At 72.8% G+C, this 26,632-nt stretch carries 23 protein-coding genes and 1 pseudogene; 15 read left to right on the forward strand and 9 right to left on the reverse strand.

Annotated features, from left to right (window positions below):
• Window positions 1-25: 25 nt before the first annotated feature.
• Complete coding sequence (locus tag ACWGIS_RS11270) at window positions 26-502, forward strand: ATP synthase F0 subunit B (RefSeq protein WP_453362139.1); 477 nt, start codon at window positions 26-28, stop codon at window positions 500-502.
• Window positions 503-586: 84 nt separating this feature from the next.
• Here the strand turns inward: ACWGIS_RS11270 and ACWGIS_RS11275 are convergent.
• Window positions 587-1,240, reverse strand: a pseudogene (locus ACWGIS_RS11275) (M1 family peptidase); the annotation flags it as partial.
• 181 nt (window positions 1,241-1,421) lie between these two features.
• Between ACWGIS_RS11275 and ACWGIS_RS11280 the strand changes: the two are divergent.
• From ACWGIS_RS11280 to ACWGIS_RS11290, 3 genes are all read left to right on the forward strand, one after another.
• Window positions 1,422-3,392: a Xaa-Pro dipeptidyl-peptidase gene (locus ACWGIS_RS11280; protein WP_453362140.1), complete on the forward strand. Its 1,971-nt coding sequence runs from the start codon at window positions 1,422-1,424 to the stop codon at window positions 3,390-3,392.
• The gene (locus tag ACWGIS_RS11285; RefSeq protein WP_453362141.1) at window positions 3,389-4,669 is read left to right on the forward strand and encodes a M14 family metallopeptidase; all 1,281 of its coding nucleotides are present in this window, start codon (window positions 3,389-3,391) and stop codon (window positions 4,667-4,669) included. The genes ACWGIS_RS11280 and ACWGIS_RS11285 overlap by 4 nt, the downstream gene beginning before the upstream one ends.
• An 89-nt stretch (window positions 4,670-4,758) precedes the next feature.
• A complete protein-coding gene (locus ACWGIS_RS11290; protein WP_453362142.1) occupies window positions 4,759-6,468 on the forward strand; it encodes a BCCT family transporter in 1,710 nt (569 codons plus the stop codon).
• A gap of 3 nt (window positions 6,469-6,471) precedes the next feature.
• On the opposite strand, the gene ACWGIS_RS11295 is transcribed toward ACWGIS_RS11290, so the two are convergent.
• Window positions 6,472-7,422, reverse strand: coding sequence for an FAD-dependent oxidoreductase (locus ACWGIS_RS11295; RefSeq protein WP_453362143.1), 951 nt, complete (start codon window positions 7,420-7,422; stop codon window positions 6,472-6,474).
• Between the two features lie 206 nt (window positions 7,423-7,628).
• On the opposite strand from ACWGIS_RS11295, the gene ACWGIS_RS11300 reads away from it, so the two are divergent.
• Window positions 7,629-9,269: an ABC-F family ATP-binding cassette domain-containing protein gene (locus tag ACWGIS_RS11300; RefSeq protein ID WP_453362144.1), complete on the forward strand. Its 1,641-nt coding sequence runs from the start codon at window positions 7,629-7,631 to the stop codon at window positions 9,267-9,269.
• An 87-nt stretch (window positions 9,270-9,356) separates the two neighbouring features.
• Here ACWGIS_RS11300 and ACWGIS_RS11305 read toward each other — a convergent pair whose 3' ends face one another.
• The 3 genes from ACWGIS_RS11305 to ACWGIS_RS11315 all read right to left on the reverse strand — a co-directional run bounded on the left by ACWGIS_RS11305 (window position 9,357) and on the right by ACWGIS_RS11315 (window position 13,002).
• Window positions 9,357-11,771 carry a Tex family protein gene (locus ACWGIS_RS11305; protein WP_453362145.1) on the reverse strand — a complete coding sequence of 805 codons (2,415 nt, stop codon included), beginning with the start codon at window positions 11,769-11,771 and terminating at the stop codon, window positions 9,357-9,359.
• Window positions 11,772-11,937: 166 nt separating this feature from the next.
• The gene (locus tag ACWGIS_RS11310) at window positions 11,938-12,063 is read right to left on the reverse strand and encodes an LPFR motif small protein (protein ID WP_389391598.1); all 126 of its coding nucleotides are present in this window, start codon (window positions 12,061-12,063) and stop codon (window positions 11,938-11,940) included.
• Window positions 12,064-12,135: 72 nt separating this feature from the next.
• Window positions 12,136-13,002 (reverse strand): SCO6745 family protein, encoded by an 867-nt coding sequence (locus ACWGIS_RS11315; RefSeq protein WP_453362146.1) that lies wholly within the window; start codon window positions 13,000-13,002, stop codon window positions 12,136-12,138.
• Window positions 13,003-13,115: 113 nt separating this feature from the next.
• Between ACWGIS_RS11315 and ACWGIS_RS11320 the strand changes: the two genes are divergently transcribed.
• Window positions 13,116-14,081, forward strand: a complete 966-nt coding sequence (locus ACWGIS_RS11320) for a GlxA family transcriptional regulator (RefSeq protein ID WP_453362147.1) — start codon at window positions 13,116-13,118, stop codon at window positions 14,079-14,081.
• Window positions 14,075-14,710 carry a DJ-1/PfpI family protein gene (locus tag ACWGIS_RS11325; protein WP_453362148.1) on the forward strand — a complete coding sequence of 212 codons (636 nt, stop codon included), beginning with the start codon at window positions 14,075-14,077 and terminating at the stop codon, window positions 14,708-14,710. Before ACWGIS_RS11320 ends, ACWGIS_RS11325 begins: the two co-directional genes overlap by 7 nt.
• Before the next feature lie 37 nt (window positions 14,711-14,747).
• Here the strand turns inward: ACWGIS_RS11325 and ACWGIS_RS11330 are convergent, their stop codons facing one another.
• Window positions 14,748-15,512, reverse strand: coding sequence for an enoyl-CoA hydratase/isomerase family protein (locus tag ACWGIS_RS11330; RefSeq protein WP_453362149.1), 765 nt, complete (start codon window positions 15,510-15,512; stop codon window positions 14,748-14,750).
• A 320-nt stretch (window positions 15,513-15,832) separates the two neighbouring features.
• Between ACWGIS_RS11330 and ACWGIS_RS11335 the strand changes: the two genes are divergently transcribed.
• Window positions 15,833-16,339 carry an ATP-binding protein gene (locus tag ACWGIS_RS11335; protein ID WP_453362219.1) on the forward strand — a complete coding sequence of 169 codons (507 nt, stop codon included), beginning with the start codon at window positions 15,833-15,835 and terminating at the stop codon, window positions 16,337-16,339.
• Between the two features lie 6 nt (window positions 16,340-16,345).
• Here the strand turns inward: ACWGIS_RS11335 and idi are convergent, their stop codons facing one another.
• From idi to galE, 3 genes are all read right to left on the reverse strand, one after another.
• Window positions 16,346-16,939, reverse strand: coding sequence for an isopentenyl-diphosphate Delta-isomerase (gene idi, locus ACWGIS_RS11340; protein WP_453362150.1), 594 nt, complete (start codon window positions 16,937-16,939; stop codon window positions 16,346-16,348).
• 247 nt (window positions 16,940-17,186) lie between these two features.
• Window positions 17,187-18,125, reverse strand: coding sequence for a cation diffusion facilitator family transporter (locus ACWGIS_RS11345; RefSeq protein ID WP_453362151.1), 939 nt, complete (start codon window positions 18,123-18,125; stop codon window positions 17,187-17,189).
• A 131-nt stretch (window positions 18,126-18,256) separates the two neighbouring features.
• Entirely contained in the window at window positions 18,257-19,237 is a 981-nt protein-coding gene (gene galE / locus ACWGIS_RS11350) for a UDP-glucose 4-epimerase GalE (RefSeq protein WP_453362152.1), read from the reverse strand.
• Between the two features lie 355 nt (window positions 19,238-19,592).
• Between galE and ACWGIS_RS11355 the strand changes: the two genes are divergently transcribed.
• The 7 genes from ACWGIS_RS11355 to ACWGIS_RS11385 all read left to right on the forward strand — a co-directional run bounded on the left by ACWGIS_RS11355 (window position 19,593) and on the right by ACWGIS_RS11385 (window position 26,623).
• A complete protein-coding gene (locus ACWGIS_RS11355) occupies window positions 19,593-21,392 on the forward strand; it encodes a DUF5941 domain-containing protein (protein WP_453362220.1) in 1,800 nt (599 codons plus the stop codon).
• On the forward strand, window positions 21,389-22,141 hold the full coding sequence (locus ACWGIS_RS11360; protein WP_453362153.1) for a phosphocholine cytidylyltransferase family protein: 753 nt from the start codon (window positions 21,389-21,391) through the stop codon (window positions 22,139-22,141). The genes ACWGIS_RS11355 and ACWGIS_RS11360 overlap by 4 nt, the downstream gene beginning before the upstream one ends.
• On the forward strand, window positions 22,129-23,190 hold the full coding sequence (locus ACWGIS_RS11365) for an iron-containing alcohol dehydrogenase family protein (protein ID WP_453362154.1): 1,062 nt from the start codon (window positions 22,129-22,131) through the stop codon (window positions 23,188-23,190). The genes ACWGIS_RS11360 and ACWGIS_RS11365 overlap by 13 nt, the downstream gene beginning before the upstream one ends.
• A complete protein-coding gene (locus ACWGIS_RS11370; protein WP_453362155.1) occupies window positions 23,168-23,947 on the forward strand; it encodes a CDP-alcohol phosphatidyltransferase family protein in 780 nt (259 codons plus the stop codon). Before ACWGIS_RS11365 ends, ACWGIS_RS11370 begins: the two co-directional genes overlap by 23 nt.
• Window positions 23,944-24,825: a glycosyltransferase family 2 protein gene (locus ACWGIS_RS11375; protein ID WP_453362156.1), complete on the forward strand. Its 882-nt coding sequence runs from the start codon at window positions 23,944-23,946 to the stop codon at window positions 24,823-24,825. The genes ACWGIS_RS11370 and ACWGIS_RS11375 overlap by 4 nt, the downstream gene beginning before the upstream one ends.
• Window positions 24,826-24,921: 96 nt before the next feature.
• The gene (locus ACWGIS_RS11380) at window positions 24,922-25,851 is read left to right on the forward strand and encodes an ABC transporter permease (protein WP_453362157.1); all 930 of its coding nucleotides are present in this window, start codon (window positions 24,922-24,924) and stop codon (window positions 25,849-25,851) included.
• On the forward strand, window positions 25,844-26,623 hold the full coding sequence (locus tag ACWGIS_RS11385; RefSeq protein ID WP_453362158.1) for an ABC transporter ATP-binding protein: 780 nt from the start codon (window positions 25,844-25,846) through the stop codon (window positions 26,621-26,623). The genes ACWGIS_RS11380 and ACWGIS_RS11385 overlap by 8 nt, the downstream gene beginning before the upstream one ends.
• Window positions 26,624-26,632 lie beyond the last annotated feature (9 nt).

The following is a 26,632-nucleotide window of genomic DNA, read 5'->3' on the forward strand; positions in this document are numbered from 1 at the left end:
AGACGTGAACGGGTAGGCCACGGGTATGGATCTCCTTCCGTACCCGCTCGGCCCGATCAACCCGAAGGTCACGGACCTCGTCTTCGCGCTGCCGCTGTTCGCCGTGGTGTACCTGGGCGTCACCCGGGCGCTGCGGCGGCTGCGCCGGGCCCTGGCGGCCCGGCACGACGCGACCGTGGGCACCGCGCGGCGGGCCGCCGCGGTGCGGGCCGCCGCGGAGGCGGAGCGCGCCCGGACGGAGCGGCTCCTCGCCGACGCGCACCACGACGCCGTCCGCGCCCGGCAGCGGGCCCGCGAGGAGGGCGCCGCGCTGCTCGCCGCGGCCCGCGAGGACGGCCGGCGCGAGCAGGACGCCCTCGTGGCGCGGGCACGGGACCGTGTCGCGTCCGAGCGGGCCACCGCCGACGCCGAACTCCGCATGACGGTCTCGGAACTGGCCTCGGCACTCGCGAGCCGCATCGTCGGCGAGCCGGTCACGGCCCGGACCGAGCCCGGGAACTGACCGGACGTGCCCCGGCCGGGGGACCGGCGTCGGTGAACCGGGCCCGTGCCACTGGCGGGGGTGTCGACGTCAGTGAACCGGGTTCAGGTACGTGGCCTGCGGTTTGTCGGACCGCCAGTTCCAGCGGGTCCAGCCGAGCCGCGAACTGGTCGACTGGAGCGTGCCGTTGGAGATCGCCTGAGTGCCGTCCGGTACCGCCACCGACACGTCGTACGTGGCCTTGTCACGCGGGTGGTCGTTGCTCGGGTACCACCACCACGCCGCCTCGGGCTCGTCCGCCGCGACCGCCCCGTCGGGGGTGCGGTGCCAGGTCGAGAAGCCGTAGGCGGTCCTCGCGGACGGCACCCCGCTGTAGCGCACGACGACCGTGACCGGCGTGCCCTTCGCCAGCGGCCGGGCAGGGGTGATCTCCAGCTCGTGCTCGCCCGAGGCCGCGAACGACGCCTTCGCGCCGTTGACCCGCACCTCGCTCACGTCGAGCAGGAAGTCCAGGTCGAAGCGCGACAGGTCCTGCGTCGTCGTGGCCAGGAGGGTCGCCGTCCCCTCCAGTTCGTCCGTCCGCGGCTGGTACTTCAGCCGCAGGTCGTAGTGCGAGACGTCGTATCCGCCGTTGCCGTAGGCCGGGTAGTAGGCGTCGCCGATGCCCGGCGCGCCGGGTACCGGGCCGGCCGCCGACGCCGGGACCGCCAGCAGGAGGGAGGCCGCGAGCGCGCCCGGGGCGATGAGTCTGCGGTGCACGGGAGCTCCAAGTCGTAGGGGCACGGAGTCTGTTCGGAGACTATTCAGCCGCCGGCGCCCCAAGGGTGTCCACGGCCCCCGCCGTCACACGATCGCCATTCGGCCGACATGAGCCACCCCGTCGTACGCACCTTGCAAGAGCCCTCTTTTGCACGGGAGTTGACCGGGGTACCTTCCGCGCATGCCGATTCGAGCGCGCCGTGCGCGCCCCACGACCTGGAGATCGCTCGCGACGGCGGCCACCGCCGCCCTGCTGGCCGCCCTCGTGTCCCCCGCCGTCGCCCACAGCGCGCCCCGGGAGAGCACACCCGTCTACTCATACGACAACGCCATCCGCGAGTCCGTGTGGGTCGACACCGGGCTGGACGGCGACGCCGACGGGAGGACGGACCGCGTGGCCGTCGACATCGTCCGGCCTCGCGAACCCGCCCAGCGGGGCCGCAAGGTACCCGTGATCATGGACGCCAGCCCGTACTACTCCTGCTGCGGGCGGGGCAACGAGAGCCAGAGGAAGACGTACGACGCGAACGGCGACGTCGTCCAGATGCCGCTCTTCTACGACAACTACTTCGTGCCGCGCGGCTACGCGTTCGTCGGCGTCGACCTGGCCGGCACCAACCGCTCCGACGGCTGCGTGGACGTCGGCGGCCGCTCCGACGTCCAGTCCGCGAAGGCCGTCGTCGACTGGCTGAACGGCCGTGCCAAGGGCTACACCAGCCGCACCGGCGGGGACCGCGCCAAGGCCGGCTGGACCAACGGCAGGACCGGCATGATCGGCAAGAGCTACGACGGCACGATCGCCAACGGCGTGGCCGTCACCGGCGTCGAGGGACTGGAGACCATCGTCCCGATCGCCGCCATCTCCTCCTGGTACGACTACTACTTCGCCAAGGGCGCCCCGCTCTACGACTCCGGCCCCGAATGGCTGTCGGACTACGTGGAGAGCCCGGACGCCCGCGCCCGCTGCGCCGCCGTGCAGCAGAAGCTCGTCGACCAGGCCCCGCGCACCGGTGACTGGACCGGGCTGTGGACCGAACGCGACTACGTGCGCCACGCGGACCGCGTGAGGGCCAGCGTCTTCGTCGTCCACGGCATGCAGGACCTCAACGTCCGCACCAAGCACTTCGGCCAGTGGTGGAACGCCCTGGCCGCACACGGCGTCGAGCGCAAGATCTGGCTCTCGCAGACCGGCCACGTCGACCCGTTCGACTTCCGCCGCGGCGCCTGGGTCGACACACTGCACCGCTGGTTCGACCACGAACTCCTCGGCTACGACAACGGAGTCGACGACGAGCCGATGGCCGACATCGAGCGGCACCCCGACTCCTGGACCACCTCCCGCGTCTGGCCGCCGCGCGGCACGGACACCGTCCGTCTGCACCCCGGCAAGGGCACGCAGGCGGGCGTCGGCACCCTCGGGACGAAGACGCGGTCCGGCACCGAGACCTTCACCGACGACTCGCGACTCGGCGAGACCGACTGGGCGGCCCACATCGACGCACCGACCCCCGAGAAGGCCGGCTTCGTCACCTCGCAACTCACCCGCGCCCTGCGGCTTTCGGGCTCGTCCCAGGTGACCGTGACCGCCACGCCGACCACCCCGACCGCGCACCTCTCGGCGGTCCTGGTCGACCTCGGCCCGGACACCATCCGCGACTACGCCGCCTCCGGCGAGGGCATCACGACCCTCACCGACCGCACCTGCTGGGGCCCGAGCACGGCCGGCGACAGCTCCTGCTTCAAGGAGACCGCGGCGAAGAACGCGGACGTCGACTACACGGTGGTCAGCCGCGGCTGGGCCGACCTCGGCAACCACGCCTCCGCCACGAAGGGCGTCCCGCTCACCCCGGGCAGGGCCTACACCATCACGCTCGACCTGGCCGCCACCGACCACGTCGTGCCGAAGGGCCACCGCCTCGCCCTCATCGTCGCGGGCACCGACAAGGACCTCATCGATCCGCCGTCGAGCACGCCCACGCTGACCGTCGACCTGGCCCGCACCTCGGCCCGGGTACCGCTGGTCGGCGGCGGCGGCGGCGGCGCCTTCGCCGCGGCGACGGCGCACTCCACCGCGCTCGCCCACCCGTCGGTCCTGGACGGCGTACGCGACCCGGCGGCCCCCCGCCGGGTCCCCGGGGCGGGCACCCGATGAGGTCGCGCGTCCGCGCCCTGGCCGTGGCGGTCACCGCCACGGCCCTGGCCGCGCCCCTGGCGGCGGCGCCCGCCCACGCCGGCGCCGCCCCGCCGCGCACCGGCTTCGAGCGGACCGACGGAGCACGCTGGACCACCCAGCCCGAGGAGCAGGACTTCCTCGCGGCCCTCGACCGGGTGAGCGACCGGGTCTCCGTCGACCGGATCGGCACCACCGCCCAGGGACGCCCGCTCCAGCTCGTCCGCGTCGGCGCCCGGCACGCCCCGACGACCGTGCTCCTGGTGTGCAGTCAGCACGGCGACGAGCCCTCGGGCCGCGAGGCGTGCCTCACCACCGTCCGCGACCTCGCGTACGCCGACGACGCGCCGACCCGGCGGCTCCTGCGCACCACGACCGTGCTCGTGGTGCCGACCGCCAATCCCGACGGCCGCGCCGCCGACACCCGCGGGAACGGCGACGGCGTCGACGTCAACCGCGACCACCTCGCCCTGAACACGGCCGAGGCCCGCGCCATGGCCGCGGTGCTGCGCGACCGCCGGCCCGACCTGGTCTACGACCTGCACGAGTACGGGGCCACGCCCCCGTACTACGACAAGGACCTGTTCGACCTCTGGCCGCGCAACCTCAACACCGACCCGGCCGTGCACGACGAGGCGCACACCCTGTCGCTGGACCACGTCCGCCCCGCCGCCCTCCGGGCGGGCTACTCGACCGGCACGTACGGCATCTGGACGGACCCGGTGACCGGCGACCCGGTCAAGCAGACCGCCGGTGACGGACAGGAACGCATCCTGCGGAACATGTCGGGCGTCAAGCACGCCGCGGGACTGCTCATCGAGAGCCGCGTCGACCCGCTCACCGAGGCCGAGCGGGCGGATCCGTCGCTGAACAGGCGGCGCCGTGTGGACTCCCAGCTCGCGGCGCTGGGCGGCCTGTTCGGCTACGCGGGCGAGCACGGCCGGCGGCTGGCGGCCGCCACGGCCGCGGCACGGCTCACCGGCTACCGGGACACCGGCCCGGTCTACCTGGGCGGCGCCGACAACGACCCGGCCGAACCGGCCGAGGTGATCCAGGACCCGCCGTGCGGTTACCGGCTCACCGCGGAGCAGTACGCCGGCCTGCGCGACGAACTCGCCCTGCACGGCCTGCGCGCCGAGCGCCACGGCGACGGCGTCCTGGTACGGCTCCGCGGGCCGCTGCGGGCGCTCGTCCCGCTGCTGCTGGACGCACGGGCGCCGTACCACCTCACGGCCGGGGAGTCCGACACCGACTGCTGAGCCCCCTCCCGCCGCCGGTACTCGTGATAAGTCGTATGGGCGCGATGCGGCAATGACGCCCATACGACTTCCACGGGAAGGTGCGGCGGATGACAGAGGACCTGAAGGAACGGGGCGGCCGGGGCGATCCGTCGGACGTCCCCGGCGGCACGGACCACCGCACCGACCGGGTGGTGTTCGGCGTCACCGCCGCACTGACCCTGGCCTTCGTGATCTGGGGCTCGGTCGCCACCGACTCCCTGACGAGCGTCTCCACCACGATGCTCGACGGCCTGATCCACAACGGCGGCTGGGCCTTCATGCTGGCCGCCTCCTGCTTCGTGGTCTTCGCCCTGTGGCTCGCCATCAGCCGCTACGGCCGCATCCACCTCGGTGCCGAGGGCGAGGAGCCCGAGTTCCGCACCGTGTCGTGGGTCGCGATGATGTTCAGCGCCGGTATGGGCATCGGCCTGATGTTCTACGGCGTGAGCGAGCCGCTCTCGCACTACACCACGCCCCCGCCGGGCACCACGCCCGCCGACTCCGGTGAGCGCATGGAGACGGCGATGGCGACCACCCTCTTCCACTGGACGCTGCACCCGTGGGCGATCTACGCGGTGGTCGGCCTCGGCATCGCCTACAGCACCTTCCGCAAGCGCCGGCGCCAGACCATCAGCGCGGTCTTCACCCCGCTCATCGGCGAGCGGCACGCCAACGGCACCGCGGGCCGGGTGATCGACATCCTGGCGATCATCGCCACCGTGTTCGGCTCCGCCGCCTCGCTCGGCCTCGGCGCGCTGCAGATCGGCTCCGGCTTCAAGGAACTCGACTGGATGGACACGGTGAGCACCGGACTGCTCGTCGCCATCATCGCCGTCCTGACCGTCGCGTTCGTCGCCTCGGCCGTCTCGGGCGTCGAGAAGGGCATCCAGTGGCTGTCCAACATCAACATGGTGCTCGCGCTGGTGCTCGCCGTGTTCGTGTTCGTGGCGGGCCCCACGATCATCGTCCTCGACCTGCTGCCCACCTCGATCTTCGCCTACCTCGGCGACCTTCCCCAGCTCGCCGGGCGCACCGAGGCGAGCGGCGGCGAGGGCGTCGCCGACTGGCTGAGCAGCTGGACGGTCTTCTACTGGGCGTGGTGGATCTCCTGGACGCCGTTCGTCGGCATGTTCATCGCCCGCATCAGCCGGGGCCGCACCATCCGCCAGTTCGTGGGCGGCGTCATCCTCGTCCCCAGCAGCGTCAGCCTGGTCTGGTTCGCCGTCTTCGGCGGTACGGCGATGAAGCTGAAGGAGGGCGGCGCGCTCGGCGGCGAGTCCACGCCGGAGGGCCAGCTCTTCGGCGTACTGCAGGAGTTCCCGATCGCCACGGCGTCCAGCCTGCTCGTGATGATCCTGGTCGGCATCTTCTTCGTCTCCGGAGCGGACGCCGCGTCGATCGTGATGGGCACGCTCTCGCAGCGGGGCGCGCTCGAACCGGCGCGCCTGGTCGTGGTGTTCTGGGGCGTGGTGACCGGCGCCGTCGCCGCCATCATGCTGCTGGTCGGCAGCGGCCAGGGCGACGCGCTCACCGGGTTGCAGAACCTCACGATCCTCGCCGCGGCGCCCTTCGTCCTCGTGATGATCGGGATGTGCGTCGCGCTCATGCGGGACCTGCGCAGGGACCCGGTCATCGTGCGCCGCGAGATGGGTTCCGAGGCGGTCGGACTCGCCGTGATCAAGGGGCACCGGCGGTACGACGGCGACTTCGAGATCCGGGTGGGCCCCGGGGCCGGCACGGACACGGAGGGCGACCCGGTCGGCCGGGACCACGGCTGAGGCTCAGCGGGAGGCGAGCCGCGCCGCCTCCCGCGCGCACCCCCAGGCCACGGTGACGCCCGCGCCCCCGTGACCGTAGTTGTGCACCAGCACCCGCCCGCCGGGCAGCGCCTCGCGCTCCAGGCGCACCGTGTCGCGCACCGGCCGCAGCCCCACCCGGTGGCCGAGGACCCGCGCCCCGGCGATCTCCGGACGCAGCCGCGTGCACCGTTCGACGATCCGCTCGGCCACCGCCGGGTCGGGCGTCGTCGACCAGTCGTCCTCGTCGGCCGTCCCGCCGAGGACCAGCCGGTCCGGCTGCGGGAACAGATACGTGGTCGTCCCGGCCGCCGCGTCGGTCGAGACGACGTACGTGCGCAGGCCCGGGTTCTCCACGATCACCAGCTGCCCGCGCACCGGCCGCACCGAGGGGTCGCGCACGAGTTCGCGGGCCCCGAGCCCCGTGCAGTTGACGACCACCGGTGCCGGCACGTCCGCGAGGTCCGCCACGGCGCGCACCTCGACCGTCCCGCCCGCCCTCAGCAGACGTGCGCGCAGCCACCGCAGGTGCACCGGCATGTCGATCAGCGGCAGCCGTGCCCACAGCGCGGGCCCCGCGTGCTCCTCGGGAGTCGCCGTCCGCAGCCCCGGCACCCGCGCGGCCCAGGGGTCCCGCTCGTCCAGCCGCGTCTCGCCCTGTACGCCCTCGACCAGGCGTACGCCGGTCTCCCCGGCGCGCGCGGCCAGTTCCGTGTACACCGCGAGCGAGTGCAGGGCCCATTCCCGGGCGGACGCGAGCGGCTCGATCCGGTAGGGCCACCACAGCGCGCCCGCGACCGCCGAGGTGGTCAGCTCGGCGGGCTCCCGGGTCCACACCCGCACCCGGCTGCCGCCCTCCGCCAGAACCACGGCGGTCGTCAGTCCCATGACGCCGCTGCCGACCACGATCACGTCACTGCCCGGAGCTGTCCTCACGCCCGGACGGTAGCGGACTACGCCATGCCGTGCGCACCCGTCCGCGGGTCCGGTCCTTCCCCGTGGCGCGGACCTCGACAAGCGTGCTGGTGGAGACGGGGGCCGCCGAGGACGAGCGCCGCGGGGCCGCCGGGCGCGGGCCGTGCGGGGGTGCCCGGAAACCGGGCGGAGCCGGGAGCGGCGGGGCCGTTAGGATCGGCGTCCTGATGACTGCCACCCTCGTCGCCAAGAATCTCGCCGCCGGACACGGCGACCGCTCGCTCTTCTCCGGACTCGACCTCGTCGTCGCGCCCGGTGACGTGATCGGGCTGGTCGGTGCCAACGGCGCCGGCAAATCCACGCTGCTGCGGCTCCTCGCCGGACTGCTCACCCCGGAGGAGGGCGAGCTGCGGCTGTCCCCGCCGAGCGCGTCCGTCGGCCACCTGCCGCAGGAGCCCGAGCGGCGGCCCGGCGAGAGCGTGCGGGAGTTCCTGGCCCGCCGCACCGGGGTGGCCGAGGCCCAGCGCGCGATGGACGAGGCGACCCAGGCGCTGGTGGACGGCGCCCCGGGCGCGGACGACGCGTACGCCGAGAGCCTGGAGCGCTGGCTCGGCCTCGGCGGCGCCGACCTCGACGAGCGGGCGGAGGAGGTCGCCGACACCCTCGGGCTCGGCGTCGGCCTCGATCAGCTGATGACGTCCCTGTCCGGCGGCCAGGCCGCCCGCGCGGGCCTCGCCTCGCTGCTCCTCTCCCGGTACGACGTGTTCCTGCTCGACGAGCCCACGAACGACCTCGACCTGGACGGCCTGGAGCGGCTCGAACGCTTTGTGAGCGGCCTGCGCGCCGGCACCGTCGTCGTCAGCCACGACCGCGAGTTCCTCACCCGCACCGTCACCAAGGTGCTCGAACTCGACCTCGCCCAGCAGGAGATCACCCTCTACGGCGGCGGCTACGAGGCGTACCTGGAGGAGCGCGAGACCGCCCGCCGGCACGCCCGCGAGGACTACGAGGAGTACGCCGACAAGCGGTCCGCGCTGGAGGGCCGCGCCCAGATGCAGCGCTCCTGGATGGACAAGGGCGTCAAGAACGCCCGCCGCAAGGCGAACAACGACAACGACAAGATCGGCCGCAAGTTCCGCAGCGAGGCCAGCGAGAAGCAGGCCGCGAAGGCCCGTCAGACGCAGCGCATGATCGAGCGGCTGGACACCGTCGACGAGCCCCGCAAGGAGTGGGAGCTGCGCATGGAGATCGCGGCGGCACCCCGGTCCGGTGCCGTCGTCGCCACGCTGCGGGACGCCGAAGTGCGGCGCGGGGACTTCACGTTCGGGCCCGCGACGCTCCAGATCGACTGGGCGGACCGGGTCGCGGTCACCGGGGCCAACGGCGCGGGCAAGTCGACCCTGCTCGGCGCGCTGCTGGGCCGCGTCCCGCTGGACGCGGGGCACGCCACCCTCGGCTCCGGCGTGGTCGTCGGCGAGGTCGACCAGGCCCGCAAGCTGTTCCACGGCTCCGAGTCGCTGCTGGACGCCTTCTGCGCGGCCGTCCCGGACACCGAACCGGCCGAAGTACGCACGCTGCTGGCCAAGTTCGGCCTCAAGTCGCACCACGTGCTGCGCCCCGCGGCGTCGCTGTCCCCGGGGGAGCGCACCCGCTCGGCGCTGGCCCTTCTCCAGGGGCGCGGTGTGAACCTCCTGGTCCTGGACGAGCCGACGAACCACCTCGACCTGCCGGCCATCGAGCAGCTGGAGTCGGCCCTGGAGGCGTACGAGGGCACGCTGCTCCTGGTCACCCACGACCGCCGCATGCTGGACGCGGTCAGCACGACCCGCCGCCTCGAAGTCGCCGACGGCAAGGTCACCGAGCGCTGAGCAAGCCCCCTGCCCGCTGCCGGGCAGGGGCCCCGAGCCCCCGTCCGGTGCCGGGCCGTCCACTCGCGGACGGCCCGGCACCTCACGTCAGCGGCCCCGCTTGGGGTCGACCAGCCCCGCCCGCCGCAGGGCGTCCGCCATCGCGCTGTTGCCGGGCGCGGGCGCCTGACGCGCACCGCCGCCTCCGCCGCCCTGCCGCGCGCCGCCGCCCTGGCCGCCCCCGCGGCCCTGCCGCGCCTGCTGCTGCCGCTGCTGGGGCGGACGGCCCGCACGCTGCGGGCGCCCGCCCTCCTGCGCCGGTCCCTCGGGCGCCGCCTCGTCGTCCAGCCGCAGCGTCAGTGCGATCCGTTTGCGCGGCAGGTCGACGTCGAGCACCTTCACCTTGACGATGTCTCCCGGCTTCACCACGTCCCGGGGGTCCTTGACGAACGTCTTCGACATCGCCGAGACGTGCACCAGGCCGTCCTGGTGGACACCCACGTCCACGAAGGCGCCGAAGGCGGCGACGTTCGTGACGACCCCCTCCAGCACCATGCCCGAGGACAGGTCGGAGAGCTTCTCGACGCCCTCCTTGAAGGTCGCCGTCTTGAAGGCGGGCCGCGGGTCGCGCCCGGGCTTCTCCAGCTCCTTCAGGATGTCCGTCACGGTCGGCAGGCCGAACGTGTCGTCCACGAAGTCGGCCGGGCGCAGCGAACGCAGCACGCCCGTGTTGCCGATCAGCGACGCGACCCCGTCGCCGCCCGCCGTCTTCCCCATGCGCCGGACCACCGGATACGCCTCCGGGTGCACGCTGGACGCGTCCAGCGGGTCGTCCCCGCCGCGGATGCGCAGGAAGCCCGCGCACTGCTCGTACGCCTTCGGGCCGAGCCGCGCCACGTCCTTCAGCGCCCGACGGGAGCGGAACGGGCCGTTCGCGTCACGGTGGGCCACGATGTTCTCGGCGAGGCCCGAGGTGATGCCGGAGACCCGGGAGAGCAGCGGGGCGGAGGCCGTGTTCACGTCGACGCCCACGCCGTTCACGCAGTCCTCGACCACCGCGTCCAGCGAGCGCGACAGCTTCACCTCGGACAGGTCGTGCTGGTACTGGCCGACGCCGATCGACTTGGGGTCGATCTTCACCAGCTCCGCCAGCGGGTCCTGGAGGCGGCGGGCGATGGAGACGGCGCCGCGCAGCGACACGTCCATGCCGGGCAGCTCCTGCGAGGCGAACGCGGACGCCGAGTACACGGACGCGCCGGCCTCGGAGACCATCACCTTCGTCAGGTTCAACTCGGGGTGCTTGGCGATCAGTTCGGCGGCGAGCTTGTCCGTCTCGCGGGAGGCCGTGCCGTTGCCGATCGAGATCAGCTCGACCGCGTGCTCCTTGGCGAGCCGGGCCAGCTTGGCGACGGCCTCGTCCCACCTGTTCGCCGGGACGTGCGGGTGGATGACGTCGGTGGCGACCACCTTGCCGGTCGCGTCGACCACGGCCACCTTGACGCCCGTACGGAAGCCCGGGTCGAGCCCGAGCGTCGCGCGCGTGCCGGCCGGGGCGGCGAGCAGCAGGTCCCGCAGGTTCGCCGCGAAGACGTTGACCGCCTCGTCCTCGGCGGCCGTGCGCAGCCGCAGCCGCAGGTCGATGCCGAGGTGGACGAGGAGGCGGGTCCGCCAGGCCCAGCGGACCGTGTCCGTCAGCCACTTGTCGCCCGGGCGGCCCCGGTCGGCGATCCCGAAGCGCTGGGCGACGATTCCCTCGTACGAGGACGGCCCGGGCGTCTGCGAGGGCTCCTCCGGCTCCAGGACGAGGTCGAGCACCTCCTCCTTCTCGCCGCGCAGCATGGCGAGGACGCGGTGCGAGGGCAGCTTCGTGAAGGGCTCCGCGAAGTCGAAGTAGTCGGCGAACTTGGCGCCCGCCTCCTCCTTGCCCTCGCGCACCTTGGCGACCAGCCGGCCGCGCACCCACATGCGCTCGCGCAGCTCGCCGATCAGGTCGGCGTCCTCGGAGAACCGCTCGGTGAGGACGGCCCGCGCGCCGTCCAGCGCGGCCTGCGGGTCGGCGACGCCCTTGCCGGCGTCCACGAAGGGGGCCGCGGCGGCGAGCGGATCGGCCGACGGGTCGGCCAGCAGGCGGTCCGCCAGCGGTTCGAGACCCGCCTCGCGGGCGATCTGCGCCTTGGTGCGCCGCTTCGGCTTGAAGGGCAGGTAGATGTCCTCCAGGCGCGCCTTGGTCTCCGCCCCGCGGATCCGCGCCTCCAGCTCCTCGGTGAGTCTGCCCTGCTCGCGCACCGAGTCCAGGATCGCCGTGCGGCGGTCCTCCAGCTCCCGCAGATAGCGCAGCCGCTCCTCGAGGGTGCGCAGCTGCGCATCGTCGAGCATCTCGGTCGCTTCCTTGCGGTAGCGGGCGATGAAGGGCACCGTCGAGCCGCCGTCGAGCAAGTCGACCGCGGCCTTGACCTGCCGCTCCCGTACGCCGAGTTCCTCGGCGATCCTGCCTTCGATGGACCCTACGAGGGGTGTCGTCACGATCCCGTACCGCCTTCTCCACTGGGGTTGCGCGGCAATTGTGGCAGGTGACACCGACAACGGGGGATCAGGGCGGCCCCGCAGCGCGCCGGGAGCCGGACGCGTCGGACGCGTCCGGCTCCCGGAACGTGGGTCGTGAACGGGCCGTGCGGCCCGGGGGTTGCGGTCAGGCCCTGCGGGCGGAGTGCGAGGCGCCGCCGAACAGCCGGGCCACCGCCCGGAACGGCAGGGTCACCACCGTGGCGACGGCTCCACCGATCTGCCGCAACACGTCTGCGATCGCACGAAACACGCGCTTCCCCTTTCGTCTCCCGGCACGTTGACTCCCGTCTGGTTCGACGGGGCCGGGTGACATACGGGTACCTCAGTCCTTGCCGATCATGCCTGCCGGGAACGCCCCGTTCGCCACGGCCGTCAGCAGCAGCCCCTTCGCCAGCTCGGTCAGCCGCTCCACGCCGGCCGCCCCGAGGTGCGCGTACGGGGCCAGGTCGAGCCGGTCCGTCTCGGCCTCGATGTGCTGTCGCAGGGCCGTGCCGGCGTCGGTCAACTCGCCCTTCGCGTCGAGCAGTCCGCGCCCGCGGAGCCGGTCCGCCGCCGCTTCCCAGTCCTCCCGCGTCCAGCCCCGGGTCCCCAGTGCCCACCTCGGGGCCATGCCCTTGCCGGTCGCGGTGTGGCTGACCAGCGCCTCGACGGGGTCGAGCCCGGCGGCGAGCAGGACGGCGAGGTGGCCGTCGCCGCGGTGCTCGCGCAACAGGGTGGCGGCGTGCCAGAGCGCCAGGTGCGGCTCCTCGGGGACGGGCAGGTCGGCGTGGGCGGCGTACAGGGGGCGTGCGGTCCTGGTGCACGCCTGCGCGGCGCGCAGCGCGAGCCCGGCCGCCTCGGCCACCTCCTCGGACGCGATCAGCTCGTCGCCGAGCAGCCGCCGCAGCGTCACGTCGACGGCACGCGCGCGTGCGGCGAGGACCGCCTCGGGGGACGCGGCCCGCCACACCCCGGGCACGTGCTTCGCCACGAGTTCGTGCCGGAAGTTGTAGAACGTCGCGGTCACCGTCCCCGGCCCCACCGCGCCCATGGCCGCGGAACGCGCGGCGAAGTAGGCGCCCCGGTCGTCGTCGATCCCGATCGCGGCGAGCTCCCGGCCCAGGTCGGGGGAGAAGTAGTGCGTCGAGTGCAGCGGGTTCAGGACGTTGTGGCAGCGCCGCCCGGCGCGCTCCGGCAGTGGAGAGGTCATGCCGGGCACATTACCGACTGGTCAGTACGTACGGAACGGGCGGACGTCCCATGGCAGGAAAGGTGGGGTACTCGTCATTGCGGCCGTCGTCCCGCGGGCCAAGAATCGACAGCATGCGCACCGTCCTGGTCGTCCTCTTCGACGACGTGCAGAGCCTCGACGTCAGCGGGCCCGTCGAGGTCTTCGCCGGCGCCCGTCCCGACGGCGCGTACCGCGTCCGCACCGCCTCGCCGGACGGCGCCCCGGTCCGCACCTCCAGCGGCCTCACCCTCGTACCGGACCATGCGTTCGCCGACGCCCCCGCCCCGCACACCCTGCTCGTCCCGGGCGGCCCGGGCACCAGGACCCCGGCACCCGCCCTCGTCGACTGGCTGCGCGAGCACGGACCGCGCGCCGAGCGGCTGGTCTCCGTCTGCACGGGCGCGCTGCTGCTCGCCGCGGCGGGACTGCTGGACGGCCGCCGGGCCACGACCCACTGGGCGTTCTGCGACAAGCTCGCCCGCGACCACCCGGCGGTGAGCGTGGAGTCCGATCCGGTCTACGTCCGTGACGGGCACGTCGCCACCTCGGCCGGTGTCACGGCGGGCATCGACCTAGCGCTCGCGCTCGTGGAGGAGGACCTCGGCCGGGACGCCGCGCTGGCCGTCGCCCGCGCCCTGGTGGTCTTCCTGCGCCGCCCGGGCAACCAGGCCCAGTTCAGCGTCCAGCTGGCCGCGCAGACCGCCCAGCGCGCACCGCTGCGGGAGGTCCAGCAGTGGATCAGCGAGCATCCCGACGACGACCTGAGCGTCGAGGCGCTCGCCGCCCGTGCCCGTCTCTCGCCCCGCCACTTCACCCGCGCCTTCCGCGGCGAGACCGGCGTGACACCCGGCCGCTACGTCGACCGCGTCCGGCTCGAACACGCCCGGCGGCTCCTGGAGGACACCGCCGACGGCGTCGAGGAGATCTCCCGGGCCTGCGGCTACGGCACCCCGGAGGCGATGCGCCGGGCCTTCGTCAAGGCGCTCGGCTCGGCACCCGCCGAGTACCGGCGCCGTTTCCGTCCCGCGTCCACCCACCGAGGGGGAACCCGATGCTGACCGCCATCGTCCTCTACGACCGCTTCACCGCCCTCGACGCGGTGGGCCCCTACGAGACCCTCAGCCGGCTGCCCGGCGCGGAGACGGTCCTCGTCGCCGAGCGGACCGGCCCCGTCCGCAACGAGACGGGGGACCTGGCACTCACCGCCGACCGGGCCCTGTCCGACGTCCCGGCCCCCGACCTGGTGGTCGTCCCGGGCGGCCCCGGCCAGTGGGCGCAGATGGAGAACGAGACGCTCCTCGCCTGGCTGCGCGCCGCCGACGCCACCAGCACCTGGACGACCTCCGTGTGCACGGGCTCCCTGCTGCTCGCCGCCGCCGGGCTGCTCCGGGGCCGCCGCGCCACCTCGCACTGGCTGGCGCTCGACTTCCTCGGGCACTACGGCGCCGAACCGGCGCGGGAGCGGGTCGTCGTCGACGGCAAGTACGTCACGGCGGCCGGCGTCTCGGCCGGCATCGACATGGGGCTGACCCTGGTCGGCCGGATCGCGGGCGACGAACACGCGCAGGCCGTCCAGCTGTTCACGGAGTACGACCCCCGGCCGCCCTACGACGCGGGTTCACCGGACAAGGCTCCCGCGCACCTGGTCGAGGAGTTCCACACGAACAGCCGCTTCAAGCTCGACTAGGGCAGGCGACGGGGGAGCGGATCGGGACGGCGGGACCTCAGCCCTCGCTCCCGTCACCGCCGACGGTCCAGGTGAACTTCGGCTGCCTGCGCTCCAGGAAGGCGGCGACCCCCTCGTCGGTGTCGCCGCTGCCGCGCGCCTGCCCGGCCCAGTACGCGTCCCGGTCCTCGCGCCCGCCGGCGAACTCCTTGGCCGCCGCCTGCGTCAGCTGCGAGCGCGCGACGAGGACGCGGGTGAACTCGGCGACCCGCTCGTCGAGCCCGCCCTCCGGCAGCACCTCGTCCACGAGGCCGGTGCGCAGCGCCCGCTGCGCGTCGATCAACTCACCCGAGAAGAGCAGGTACTTGGCGGTCGCGGGCCCCACCAGCGACACCAGCCGCCGCGTGGAGGAGGCCGGGTAGACGATCCCCAGCTTCGCCGGCGTCACCCCGAACAGCGAGCCCTCCCGCGCGAACCGCAGATCGCACGCCGCCGCGAGCTGGGAGCCGCCGCCCACGCAGTACCCGCGGATCGCCGCCACCGTCGGCTTCGGGAACGCCGCGAGGGCCTCCTCGGCGCGGACGGCGAGTCCCTGCGCCTCGCCGGACGAGTTCCGCAGCGTCGAGATGTCGGCTCCCGCGCAGAACGTCGTGCCCTCGCCGGTCAGCACCAGCGCGCGCACGCCGGGGTCGGCGGCCAGCAGGCCGAGCAGCGGAGGCAGCGCCCGCCACATGCCGGCGGTCATGGCGTTGCGCTTGGCCGGGTGGTGGATCACGACGGTGGCGACTCCGTCGGCCACGCGGTGCAGCAGCTGGGGCTCCATGCGCCGGATGCTATCCGGGGCGCCACGCCGCCGGTCGGGAAGGGTGCGCCCGCCCCGGGACCCCGCTTCGGCGCCCTCGGCCGGCGGCCGGGGTCCGGGGGTACGAAGGGGACGAGCCGGGCGGCCAACCCGTACAACCCGAAGAGTTGCCGAAGGCGGCACCGGCGCGACAGAAGCGGTCGCTCAAGCGTCATTGACGTTCATGAGCGATCGGAAAGCGTCGATACCCGCTGACTTCTGTTCAGTCATTCGGTACGGACCAGCGCGTTCTCAACACTCGACGTGTGGTGACAATCGAGCGCGAGGGTGGCGACCGGACGATGGAGAACGGTGGGCGGGGGTCCGACTCACGCCCGGAGGGCGGCGACGACGTGCCTGCCGACCGGAGACCCCCCGGCCCGCTGCCGTACGAGGGGGTCTGGCGGTTCACCGCTCCCGCCGTGGACGCCTCGGTCCCGCAGGCCCGCCACGCCGTCCGCGACCTGCTCGTCCGCCAGGGCGTGCCCGTCTCGGAGGACCTGGTCCAGGGACTGCTGCTGATCGTCTCCGAGCTGGTCACCAACGCGGTGCGGCACGCGGCGCTGCTCTCGCCGACCCTCGCCGTGGAGGTCGCCGTCGGCGCCGAGTGGGTGCGGGTGTCCGTGGAGGACAACCACCCCTACCGCCCGACCGCCCTGGAGGCCGACCACGGGCAGACCGGCGGGCGCGGTCTGCTGCTCGTGCGGGAGGTCACCAGAGAGGCGGGCGGGGTCTGCGACGTCGAGCACACGGCGAGCGGCGGCAAGGTGATCTGGGCGGCGCTGCCCCTCAAGTCCGTCACCGTGTAGCGGGCCTCACCAGCCGGCGGACGGCCCCGTCAGCTCCCTGACCGCCGGGCGCGCCGCGTCCAGCACGGTCATGAACCACGCCGAGAACGGCTCCCTCGCGTGCCGCTCCGCCAGCTCCCCGGCGGTCACGTAGGCGGTCGAGCCGACCTCGTCCGGGTCGGGACGCAGCGGGGACTGGACCAGCCCCACGAACAGGTGGTTGTACTCCTGCTCCACCAGGCCGGACTCCGGGTCCGGGTGGTTGTAGCGGACCGTGCCCGCCTCGCCGAGCAGCGACGGCGACACCCCGAGCTCCTCGAACGTGCGCCGGGCCGCCGCCGCGAAGGGGGCCTCGCCCGGGTACGGGTGGCCGCAGCACGTGTTGGACCACACACCGGGGGAGTGGTACTTGCCGAGGGCCCGCTGCTGGAGCAGCAGCCGGCCGCGCTCGTCGAAGAGGAAGACGGAGAACGCCCGGTGCAGCTGCCCGGGCGGCTGGTGCGCGGCGAGCTTCTCCGCCGTGCCGATCGTCGTCCCGTCCTCGTCGACCAGTTCGAGCAAGATCGCTTCAGCGGTGCCGTTCGACGAACTGTGCGTCGCGGTGGCAGGTGTGATCGGCATACCCATCCTTCGCATCGGTCTTCGAACCCCAAGTCTGCCGTACGAAACCGGCACTCCGGGCACTCGCGGCGTCCCCCGCATGTCCCCCGCACGTCCCCCGGGCGGAGACCGCGGCGCGGCACCCGGCCGGCGGCGGGCCGGACGCCGGAGCGGCCGGATACCTGATCGTGCCCTCCGCCGCCGACGGGGAACCGTCCCCCACCGGGGGCGTCATGCGTTCGAGCGGTACCTCCCGGCGCGCGGCCGGTCAGTGGCAGAGCCGGGCCTCGTGCTCGGCGTGCCCGCTGGGCTCCAGCTGGAAGGTGCAGTGCTCCACGTCGAAGTGGTCGCCCAGGCAGCCCTGGAGCTCGTGCAGCATCTTCTCGTGGCCGATGGCGTTCAGCGCCTCGCCGGTCACGACGACGTGGGCGGAGAGCACCGGCATGCCGGAGGTGATGGTCCAGGCGTGCAGGTCGTGAACGTCCTCGACGCCGGACAGCGCCAGGATGTGCGCCCGCACCTCCGCCATGTCGACCCCCTTGGGCGCCGCCTCCAGCAGCACGTCCAGTGTCTCGCGCAGCAGCTTCCAGGTACGCGGGACGATCATGAGGCCGATGACGAGCGAGGCGATCGGGTCGGCGGCCTGCCAGCCCGTGGTCAGGATCACCGTCGCCGAGATCAGCACCGCCAGCGAGCCCAGCGCGTCCGCGGCGACCTCCAGGAAGGCGCCCCGCACGTTGAGGCTCTCCTTCTGGCCGCGCACCAGCAGCGTCAGCGAGATCATGTTCGCGACCAGGCCGATCAGGCCGAAGACGACCGTCAGCCCGCCCTCGGTGTCGGCGGGCGTCATGAACCGCTGGATCGCCTCGTACAGCACGTAGCCGCCGACCGTGAGCAGCAGCAGACAGTTGGCGAGCGCGGCGAGGATCTCCGCGCGGGCCAGCCCGTACGTGCGGTTGCCGCTCGGCGGCAGATTGGCGAAGTGGATGGCGAGCAGCGCCATGCCGAGGCCCAGCGCGTCGGTCGCCATGTGGGCCGCGTCCGCGATGAGCGCGAGCGAATCGGCGAGCGTCCCGCCGACGATCTCGACCACCATCACGGTGAGCGTGATCGACAGGGCCACCCGGAGCCGCCCGCGGTACGCCGCCGCCGCGGTGCCCGTGGGCGGGGCACCGTGCGCGTGTCCGTGATCGTGCCCTGCCCCCATGGAAGCCGCCCTCCGATGTGTACGCCGGATGCCAGTCAACTACGGGCAGGGGGTACGGGGCAACGCGGCACTGAACACCGTTGTCATCTCTCTGACCTGCGCAAACGTTACGCAGGTCAGAGAGCCGGACGTCAGCTCCCGGGGTTCGCGCCCTGGTGTGCCTGCCACCCCTGCCAGGCCGACTCGACCATCTCGCGCACCCCTCGGCGCGCGCTCCAGCCCAGCTCGCGGCGGGCCAGTGCCGCGGAGGCGACCGCGCGCGGGGCGTCGCCGGGCCGGCGCGGTTCGACGAACGCCGGACGCGGGTCCCCGCTCACCTCGGCGATCAGGGTGAGGAGTTCGCGAACCGAAACACCCTCGCCGCGGCCGACGTTGACCGTCAGGTCCCCCGTCGCGTCGCCCGCCAGCCGCCGGGCCGCCGCCAGGTGGGCCTCCGCGAGGTCGGCGACGTGGATGTAGTCGCGCACGCACGTGCCGTCCGGCGTCGGATAGTCGTCGCCGAAGATCCGCGGCGCCTCACCGCGGGTGAGCCGGTCGAAGACCATCGGGATCACGTTGAAGACGCCGGTGTCGGCGAGCTCGGGAGCCGCCGCCCCCGCCACGTTGAAGTAGCGCAGGCACACCGTCGCCATGCCGTGCGCCCGGCCCGCCGCCCGCACCAGCCACTCACCGGCGAGCTTCGTCTCGCCGTAGGGGCTCATCGGGGCGCAGGGCGTGTCCTCGGTGATGAGGTCCACGTCCGGGTTTCCGTAGACGGCGGCCGACGAGGAGAAGAGGAACCGCCGGACACCCGCCCCGGCGGCGGCGTCCAGCAGCGTCGCGAGGCCGCCCACGTTCTCCTGGTAGTACCGCGTCGGCTGCGCGACGGACTCACCGACCTGCTTGCGCGCGGCGAGATGCACCACACCGGTCACCACGTGCTCGGCGAGGACGCGCTTCAGCAGCTCGCCGTCCAGCGAGGAACCCTGCACCAGGCGAATGTCCCCGGGCAGCCGTCCCGGCACCCCGGCCGAGAGGTCGTCGAGCACGACGATGCGCTCCCCGGCCCCGGCCATGGCGCGCGCCACGTGCGCCCCGATGTATCCCGCTCCGCCTGTGATCAGCCATGTCATGGACGACCACCCTATGCGGGTCCCGGCCGCGACGCCGGTGCCGCCCCGTCGCGCGGGCCCGTCCGGGCCGTACCGGTCCGCCCCGGTGCGCCCCGGTGCGCCGGGGACCGCGCGCGATGCCGTGAATGCGCCGGTCTGGGCCCGCGGTTTGTGGCGCGGGCCCCGGATCACCGATGATGATCGCGGCGGAGACGGCCGCTCAGACCGGGTTGATCGGGCCGTGAACGGGCGGTGAACGCCCGCTTCCATTCATCCGATAGCCTCTGCCGACATGCCGCCCGCCGCCTCAGGCGCAGGGCCATCCCACCACGCACATGCCGGCGCGGACGCGTCGGCGCCCAGGGAGTGAGTTCGTCTGTCGACCGCCATCCTCACCGGCCAGCCGGTCCCCGGATCGTCGCTCGAAGGCGATCTGCGGACGCTCGGTTTCGACGTGCGGGTCGCCTCGGACGCCGGTGACGCCGAGACGCTCCTCGCCCAGGTGCCCGCCGACCAGCGGGTCGCGATCGTCGACTCCCGCTTCGTGGGACACGTCCACGCGCTGCGCCTCGGCCTCACCGACCCGCGCTTCCCGGCCGCCGCGGTGCCCGGAGCCGTCACCGTCCAGCCCGGCGCCCGCCAGGCCCTGACCCGTGCGGTGGCCCGGGAGAGCTCGGCCGCGGGCGGCGGTGCCACCGTCGTCGTCGAGGACCTCGCCGACCGCGTCACGGCCGCCCTGGACGCGGACGCCGTCCCGGTGCACCGGCCCGAACTCGGCACCCTCGTCGCCGTCGTGCCCGCCGACCCGCAGACCCGCAACGAGGCACGGCAGGCCGTCTCCGCCGTGGACGACGAGGCCGTACGCCTGCGCACCGCCGTAAAGTCCCGCGACGGCTTCTTCACCACCCACTTCATCAGCCCGTACTCGCGCTACATCGCCCGCTGGTGCGCGCGCCGCGGCCTGACCCCGAACCAGGTCACCACCGCCTCGCTCGTCACCGCGCTGATCGCGGCGGGCTGCGCCGCCACCGGCACCCGCGCCGGGTACGTCGCCGCCGGCGTGCTCCTCCTCTTCTCCTTCGTCCTCGACTGCACCGACGGGCAGCTCGCCCGGTACTCGCTGCAGTACTCGACGCTCGGCGCCTGGCTCGACGCGACCTTCGACCGCGCCAAGGAGTACGCCTACTACGCGGGCCTCGCGCTCGGCGCGGCCCGCGGCGGTGACGACGTGTGGGCGCTCGCCCTCGGCGCCATGGTGCTGCAGACCTGCCGGCACGTCGTCGACTTCTCCTTCAACGAGGCGAACCACGACGCCACCGCCAACACCAGCCCCACCGCGGCCCTTTCCGACAAGCTGGACAGCGTCGGCTGGACCGTGTGGCTGCGCCGGATGATCGTCCTGCCCATCGGTGAGCGCTGGGCGATGATCGCCGTCCTGACGGCACTGACCACCCCCCGTATCACCTTCTACGCCCTCCTCGTCGGGTGCGCGTTCGCGGCGGCCTACACCACGGCCGGCCGCGTCCTCAGGTCGCTGACCCGCAAGGCCCGGCGCACGGACCGCGCCGCCCAGGCCCTCGCCGACCTCACGGACTCCGGCCCGCTCGCGGAGCTGCTGACCCGGTTCACCCGCCGGGTCCCCACCCGCGGCCCGGCCTTCGTCGCCCTCGCGGCCGGCGCCCTCGTCGTGCTCTGCGCCACACTCGCCCCCTACGGCAGCTGGTGGCCCGTCCTCGGCGCCGCCGGCTACGTGCTGCTGTCCCCGGTGGCCCTCCGGCGACCCCTCAAAGGCGCTCTGGACTGGCTGGTTCCGCCGTTCTACCGCGCCGCCGAATACGGCACGGTGCTGGTACTGGCGGCCAAAGCGGACGTGAACGGGGCCCTTCCGGCGGCTTTCGGGCTGGTTGCGGCGGTCGCCTACCATCACTACGACACGGTGTACCGCATCCGCGGCAACGCCGGCGCGCCGCCGCACTGGCTGGTGCGGGCAATCGGCGGGCACGAAGGCAGGACGCTGCTGGTCACCGTCCTGGCCGCGCTGCTCGCCGCCACAGATTTCAAGGTCGCGCTCACGGCTGCCGCCGTGGCCGTGGCACTCGTGGTGCTCTTCGAGAGCATCCGCTTCTGGGTGTCCTCCCATGCACCCGCCGTACACGATGAAGGAGAACCCGCATGATCGGCCTCGTGCTGGCGGCCGGCGCCGGACGGCGTCTTCGCCCCTACACCGACACCCTGCCCAAGGCTCTGGTGCCGGTCGGCCCCGAAGGCGACGAGGACAGCATCACCGTGCTCGACCTCACGCTGGGCAACTTCGCCGAGATCGGCCTGACCGAGGTCGCGATCATCGTCGGGTACCGCAAGGAGGCCGTCTACGAGCGCCGCGAGGCGCTGGAGCAGAAGTACGGCGTCAAGATCACCCTCATCGACAACGACAAGGCCGAGGAGTGGAACAACGCCTACTCCCTCTGGTGCGGCCGTGACGCCATCAAGCACTCGGTGATCCTCGCCAACGGCGACACCGTGCACCCGGTCTCCGTCGAGAAGACGCTGCTCGCCGCCCGCGGCGACGGCAAGAAGATCATCCTCGCCCTCGACACGGTGAAGTCCCTCGCCGACGAGGAGATGAAGGTCGTCGTCGGCCCCGAAGGCGGCATGACGAAGATCACCAAGCTCATGGACCCGGCCGAGGCCACCGGCGAGTACATCGGCGTCACCCTCATCGAGGGCGAGGCCGCCGACGAGCTCGCGGACGCGCTGAAGACGGTCTTCGAGACGGACCCGCAGCAGTTCTACGAGCACGGCTACCAGGAGCTCGTCAACCGCGGCTTCCGCATCGACGTCGCGCCCATCGGTGACGTCAAGTGGGTCGAGATCGACAACCACGACGACCTCGCCAAGGGACGTGAGATCGCGTGCCAGTACTGACGAGGCTCATCCCCTCGCCGGTCGTCGTCGACATCCGTCCGGGCGCCCTGGACGACCTGGCGGGCGTGCTCGCCGACCAGCGGATCTCGCACTCCGGCAAGCTCGCCGTCGCGATCAGCGGCGGCTCCGGGGCCAAGCTGCGCGAGCGGCTGGCCCCGGCGCTGCCGGGCGCGACCTGGTACGAGGTCGGCGGCGGCACCCTGGACGACGCGATCAAGCTCGCGGACGCCATGAAGTCCGGTCACTACGACGCGGTCGTGGGCCTGGGCGGCGGCAAGATCATCGACTGCGCGAAGTTCGCCGCGGCACGCATCGGCCTCCCGCTGGTCGCCGTCGCCACGAACCTCTCGCACGACGGTCTGTGCTCGCCGGTCGCGACCCTCGACAACGACGCGGGCCGCGGCTCCTACGGCGTGCCGAACCCGATCGCGGTGGTCATCGACCTCGACGTCATCCGCGAGGCCCCGGTCCGCTTCGTGCGCTCCGGCATCGGCGACGCCCTGTCCAACATCTCCGCGGTCGCGGACTGGGAGCTCGCCCACCGCGAGAAGGGCGAGCAGATCGACGGCCTCGCCGCCGCGATGGCGCGCCAGGCCGGCGAGGCCGTGCTGCGGCACCCGGGCGGCGTCGGCGACGACGCCTTCCTCCAGGTGCTGGCCGAAGGGCTGGTCCTCACCGGCATCTCCATGTCCGTCGCGGGCGACTCCCGTCCCGCGTCCGGCGCCTGCCACGAGATCAACCACGGCTTCGACCTCCTCTTCCCCAAGCGCGCGGCGAGCCACGGCGAGCAGTGCGGACTGGGCGCGGCCTTCGCGATGCACCTGCGCGGTGCCCGCGAGGAGTCCGCCAACATGGCCGAGGTGCTGCGCCGGCACGGACTCCCGGTGACGCCGGAGGAGATCGGGTTCACTGCGGAGGAGTTCGTCCGCGTCGTGGAGTTCGCTCCGCAGACCCGGCCCGGCCGCTACACGATCCTCGAACACCTCGACCTGACCACCGACCAGATCAGGGACGCATACGCCGACTATGCAAAAGCCATCGGTAGCTGAGCTCCGCCCGGTCGTGCACCCCCCGGGTGTCAAGGACCGGCGGAGCGGCGAACACTGGGCCGGCCGGCTCTACATGCGCGAGATCTCGCTGCGCATCGACCGGCACCTGGTGAACACCCGGGTCACGCCCAACCAGCTGACCTACCTCATGACCGTCTTCGGCGTCCTCGCCGCCCCGGCCCTGCTGGTGCCGGGGATACCGGGCGCCGTCCTCGGCGTCCTCATGGTCCAGCTGTACCTGCTGTTCGACTGCGTCGACGGCGAGATCGCCCGCTGGCGCAAGCAGTTCTCGATCGCCGGTGTCTACGTGGACCGGGTCGGCGCCTACCTGTGCGACGCCGCGGTCCTGGTCGGCTTCGGTCTGCGCGCCGCCGACCTGTGGGGCCCGGGGCGCATCGACTGGCTGTGGGCCTTCCTCGGCACCCTGGCCGCCCTCGGCGCCATCCTGATCAAGGCCGAGACCGACCTCGTCGGTGTGGCCCGGCACCAGACGGGCAAGCCGCCCGTCCAGGAGTCGGCCTCCGAGCCGCGGTCCTCCGGCATGGCGCTGGCCCGCAAGGCCGCCGCCGCGCTGAAGTTCCACCGGCTGGTCCTCGGGGTCGAGGCGTCCCTGCTGATCCTCCTCCTGGCCGTCCTCGACACCGTCCGCGGCGACCTGTTCTTCTCGCGGCTCGGCGTCGCCGTCCTGGCCGGCATCGCGATCCTGCAGACGCTGCTGCACCTGGTGTCCATCCTCGCCTCCAGCAGGCTGAAGTGAGCACCGTGAAGGTCGGGGCGGTCGTCATCACGATGGGCAACCGCCCCGAGGAACTCCGCGCCCTCCTCGACTCGGTCGCCAAGCAGGACGGCGACCCGGTCGAGGTCGTCGTGGTCGGCAACGGCTCGCCCGTCCCCGACGTCCCCGAAGGCGTCCGCACCGTCGAGCTGCCCGAGAACCTCGGCATCCCCGGCGGCCGCAACGTCGGCATCGAGGCGTTCGGCCCCGGCGGCACCGACGTCGACATCCTGCTGTTCCTGGACGACGACGGCCTGCTCGCCCGGCACGACACGGCCGAGCTGTGCCGCCGGGCCTTCGAGGCCGACCCGCGGCTCGGCATCATCAGCTTCCGCATCGCCGACCCGGAGACCGGCGAGACCCAGCGCCGGCACGTGCCCCGGCTGCGGGCCGCCGACCCGATGCGCAGCTCGCGCGTCACCACCTTCCTCGGCGGCGCCAACGCCGTCCGTACGAAGGTGCTCGCGGAAGTCGGCGGGCTGCCGGAGGAATTCTTCTACGCCCACGAGGAAACCGACCTGGCATGGCGGGCCCTCGACGCGGGCTGGATGATCGACTACCGGTCCGACATGGTGCTGTACCACCCCACGACCGCGCCCTCCCGGCACGCGGTCTACCACCGCATGGTGGCCCGCAACCGCGTCTGGCTGGCCCGCCGCAACCTCCCGGCGCTCCTCGTCCCGGTGTACCTCGGGGTGTGGATGCTCCTGACCCTCGCCCGGCGTCCCTCGGGACCCGCGCTCAAGGCGTGGTTCGGCGGCTTCAAGGAGGGCTGGACCAGCCCGTGCGGGCCCCGCCGCCCGATGAAGTGGCGTACGGTGTGGCGGCTGACCCGACTGGGCCGCCCTCCCGTCATCTGACACGCTCGATATCTGAGAGCATTCGGCCGTACCCCGGTCCCTGGCTTCCGGCCGGCCCGACCAGCTGCGAACTTTTGAGGACGAAAGTTTCCACTTGTGAGTGAGACAACGCATGACGGCCCAGTCGCGGTGAGCGACCGGCCGTCGCCCGACGACGGGCTTACCGCGGGCGAGCTGGCCTCCAAGTACGGGCTCGCGGTGAGCGGTGCCCGGCCCGGACTCGTCGAGTACGTCCGCCAGCTCTGGGGACGCCGTCACTTCATCCTCGCCTTCTCGCAGGCGAAGCTCACCGCCCAGTACAGCCAGGCCAAGCTCGGCCAGCTGTGGCAGGTGGCGACCCCGCTGCTGAACGCGCTCGTGTACTTCCTGATCTTCGGTCTGATCCTGGAGGCCGACCGCGGGTTCTCCCGCGAGGTGTACATCCCGTTCCTGGTGACCGGTGTCTTCGTCTTCACCTTCACCCAGAGCTCGGTGATGGCCGGTGTCCGCGCCATCTCCGGGAACCTCGGCCTGGTGCGGGCCCTGCACTTCCCGCGGGCCGCGCTGCCCGTCTCGTTCTCGCTCCAGCAGCTCCAGCAGCTGCTGTTCTCGATGATCGTGCTGTTCCTGGTGGCCATCGGGTTCGGCAGCTACCCGCAGCTGTCGTGGGTGCTGATCGTCCCGGTCCTCGCGCTGCAGTTCCTCTTCAACACCGGTCTCGCCATGATCATGGCGAGGATGGGCGCCAAGACCCCGGACCTCGCGCAGCTCATGCCGTTCGTGATGCGGACGTGGATGTACGCGTCCGGCGTCATGTTCTCCATCCCGGTGATGCTGGAGGACAAGCCGGCGTGGATCGCGGACGTCCTCCAGTGGAACCCGGCCGCCATCTACATGGACCTGATGCGCTTCGCGCTGATCGACGGCTACGGCTCCGAGAACCTGCCTCCGCACGTCTGGGCGGTCGCCGGCGGCTGGGCGGTCCTCGTGGCCCTCGGCGGGTTCGTGTACTTCTGGAAGGCGGAAGAGAGGTACGGCCGTGGCTGAGCAGCGCACCGACTCCCACATCCCCACCGTCATCGCGGACGAGCTGCACATCGTCTACCGGGTGAACGGCGCCAAGACCGGCAAGGGCAGTGCCACGGCCGCGCTCAGCCGCATCATCAAGCGCGGCGAGGAGCGCGGGGTGCGCAAGGTGCACGCCGTGCGCGGCGTCTCCTTCACGGCGTACCGCGGTGAGGCCATCGGCCTGATCGGCTCCAACGGCTCGGGCAAGTCGACCCTGCTGCGCGCCATCGCCGGCCTGCTGCCCGCAGAGAAGGGCAAGGTCTTCACCGACGGCCAGCCCTCGCTGCTCGGGGTGAACGCGGCCCTGATGAACGACCTCACCGGCGAGCGGAACGTGATCCTGGGCGGCCTGGCGATGGGCATGTCCCGCGAGCAGATCCGCGAGCGCTACCAGGAGATCGTCGACTTCTCGGGCATCAACGAGAAGGGCGACTTCATCACGCTGCCGATGCGCACGTACTCCTCCGGCATGGCGGCGCGGCTGCGGTTCTCCATCGCCGCGGCGAAGGACCACGACGTCCTGATGATCGACGAGGCGCTGGCCACCGGTGACCGCAAGTTCCAGAAGCGCTCCGAGGCGCGCATCCGGGAGCTCCGCAAGCACGCGGGCACGGTGTTCCTGGTCAGCCACAACAACAAGTCGATCCGCGACACCTGCGACCGCGTGCTGTGGCTGGAGCGCGGCGAGCTGCGCATGGACGGGCCGACCGAAGAGGTCCTGAAGGAGTACGAGAAGTTCACCGGGAAGTAGTCCTTCCTC

The organism is Streptomyces sp. NPDC054842 (genome assembly GCF_053611025.1).

What these genes read in the sequence shown, in the direction of transcription:
- ACWGIS_RS11270 (WP_453362139.1), top strand. Translation starts at nt 26, where the DNA reads ATGGATCTCCTTCCGTACCCGCTCGGCCCGATCAACCCGAAGGTCACG.
- ACWGIS_RS11280 (WP_453362140.1), top strand. Translation starts at nt 1,422, where the DNA reads ATGCCGATTCGAGCGCGCCGTGCGCGCCCCACGACCTGGAGATCGCTC.
- ACWGIS_RS11285 (WP_453362141.1), top strand. Translation starts at nt 3,389, where the DNA reads ATGAGGTCGCGCGTCCGCGCCCTGGCCGTGGCGGTCACCGCCACGGCC.
- ACWGIS_RS11290 (WP_453362142.1), top strand. Translation starts at nt 4,759, where the DNA reads ATGACAGAGGACCTGAAGGAACGGGGCGGCCGGGGCGATCCGTCGGAC.
- ACWGIS_RS11300 (WP_453362144.1), top strand. Translation starts at nt 7,629, where the DNA reads ATGACTGCCACCCTCGTCGCCAAGAATCTCGCCGCCGGACACGGCGAC.
- ACWGIS_RS11315 (WP_453362146.1), bottom strand. Translation starts at nt 13,002, where the DNA reads ATGACCTCTCCACTGCCGGAGCGCGCCGGGCGGCGCTGCCACAACGTC.
- ACWGIS_RS11320 (WP_453362147.1), top strand. Translation starts at nt 13,116, where the DNA reads ATGCGCACCGTCCTGGTCGTCCTCTTCGACGACGTGCAGAGCCTCGAC.
- ACWGIS_RS11325 (WP_453362148.1), top strand. Translation starts at nt 14,075, where the DNA reads ATGCTGACCGCCATCGTCCTCTACGACCGCTTCACCGCCCTCGACGCG.
- ACWGIS_RS11330 (WP_453362149.1), bottom strand. Translation starts at nt 15,512, where the DNA reads ATGGAGCCCCAGCTGCTGCACCGCGTGGCCGACGGAGTCGCCACCGTC.
- ACWGIS_RS11335 (WP_453362219.1), top strand. Translation starts at nt 15,833, where the DNA reads ATGGAGAACGGTGGGCGGGGGTCCGACTCACGCCCGGAGGGCGGCGAC.
- idi (WP_453362150.1), bottom strand. Translation starts at nt 16,939, where the DNA reads ATGCCGATCACACCTGCCACCGCGACGCACAGTTCGTCGAACGGCACC.
- ACWGIS_RS11345 (WP_453362151.1), bottom strand. Translation starts at nt 18,125, where the DNA reads ATGGGGGCAGGGCACGATCACGGACACGCGCACGGTGCCCCGCCCACG.
- galE (WP_453362152.1), bottom strand. Translation starts at nt 19,237, where the DNA reads ATGACATGGCTGATCACAGGCGGAGCGGGATACATCGGGGCGCACGTG.
- ACWGIS_RS11360 (WP_453362153.1), top strand. Translation starts at nt 21,389, where the DNA reads ATGATCGGCCTCGTGCTGGCGGCCGGCGCCGGACGGCGTCTTCGCCCC.
- ACWGIS_RS11370 (WP_453362155.1), top strand. Translation starts at nt 23,168, where the DNA reads ATGCAAAAGCCATCGGTAGCTGAGCTCCGCCCGGTCGTGCACCCCCCG.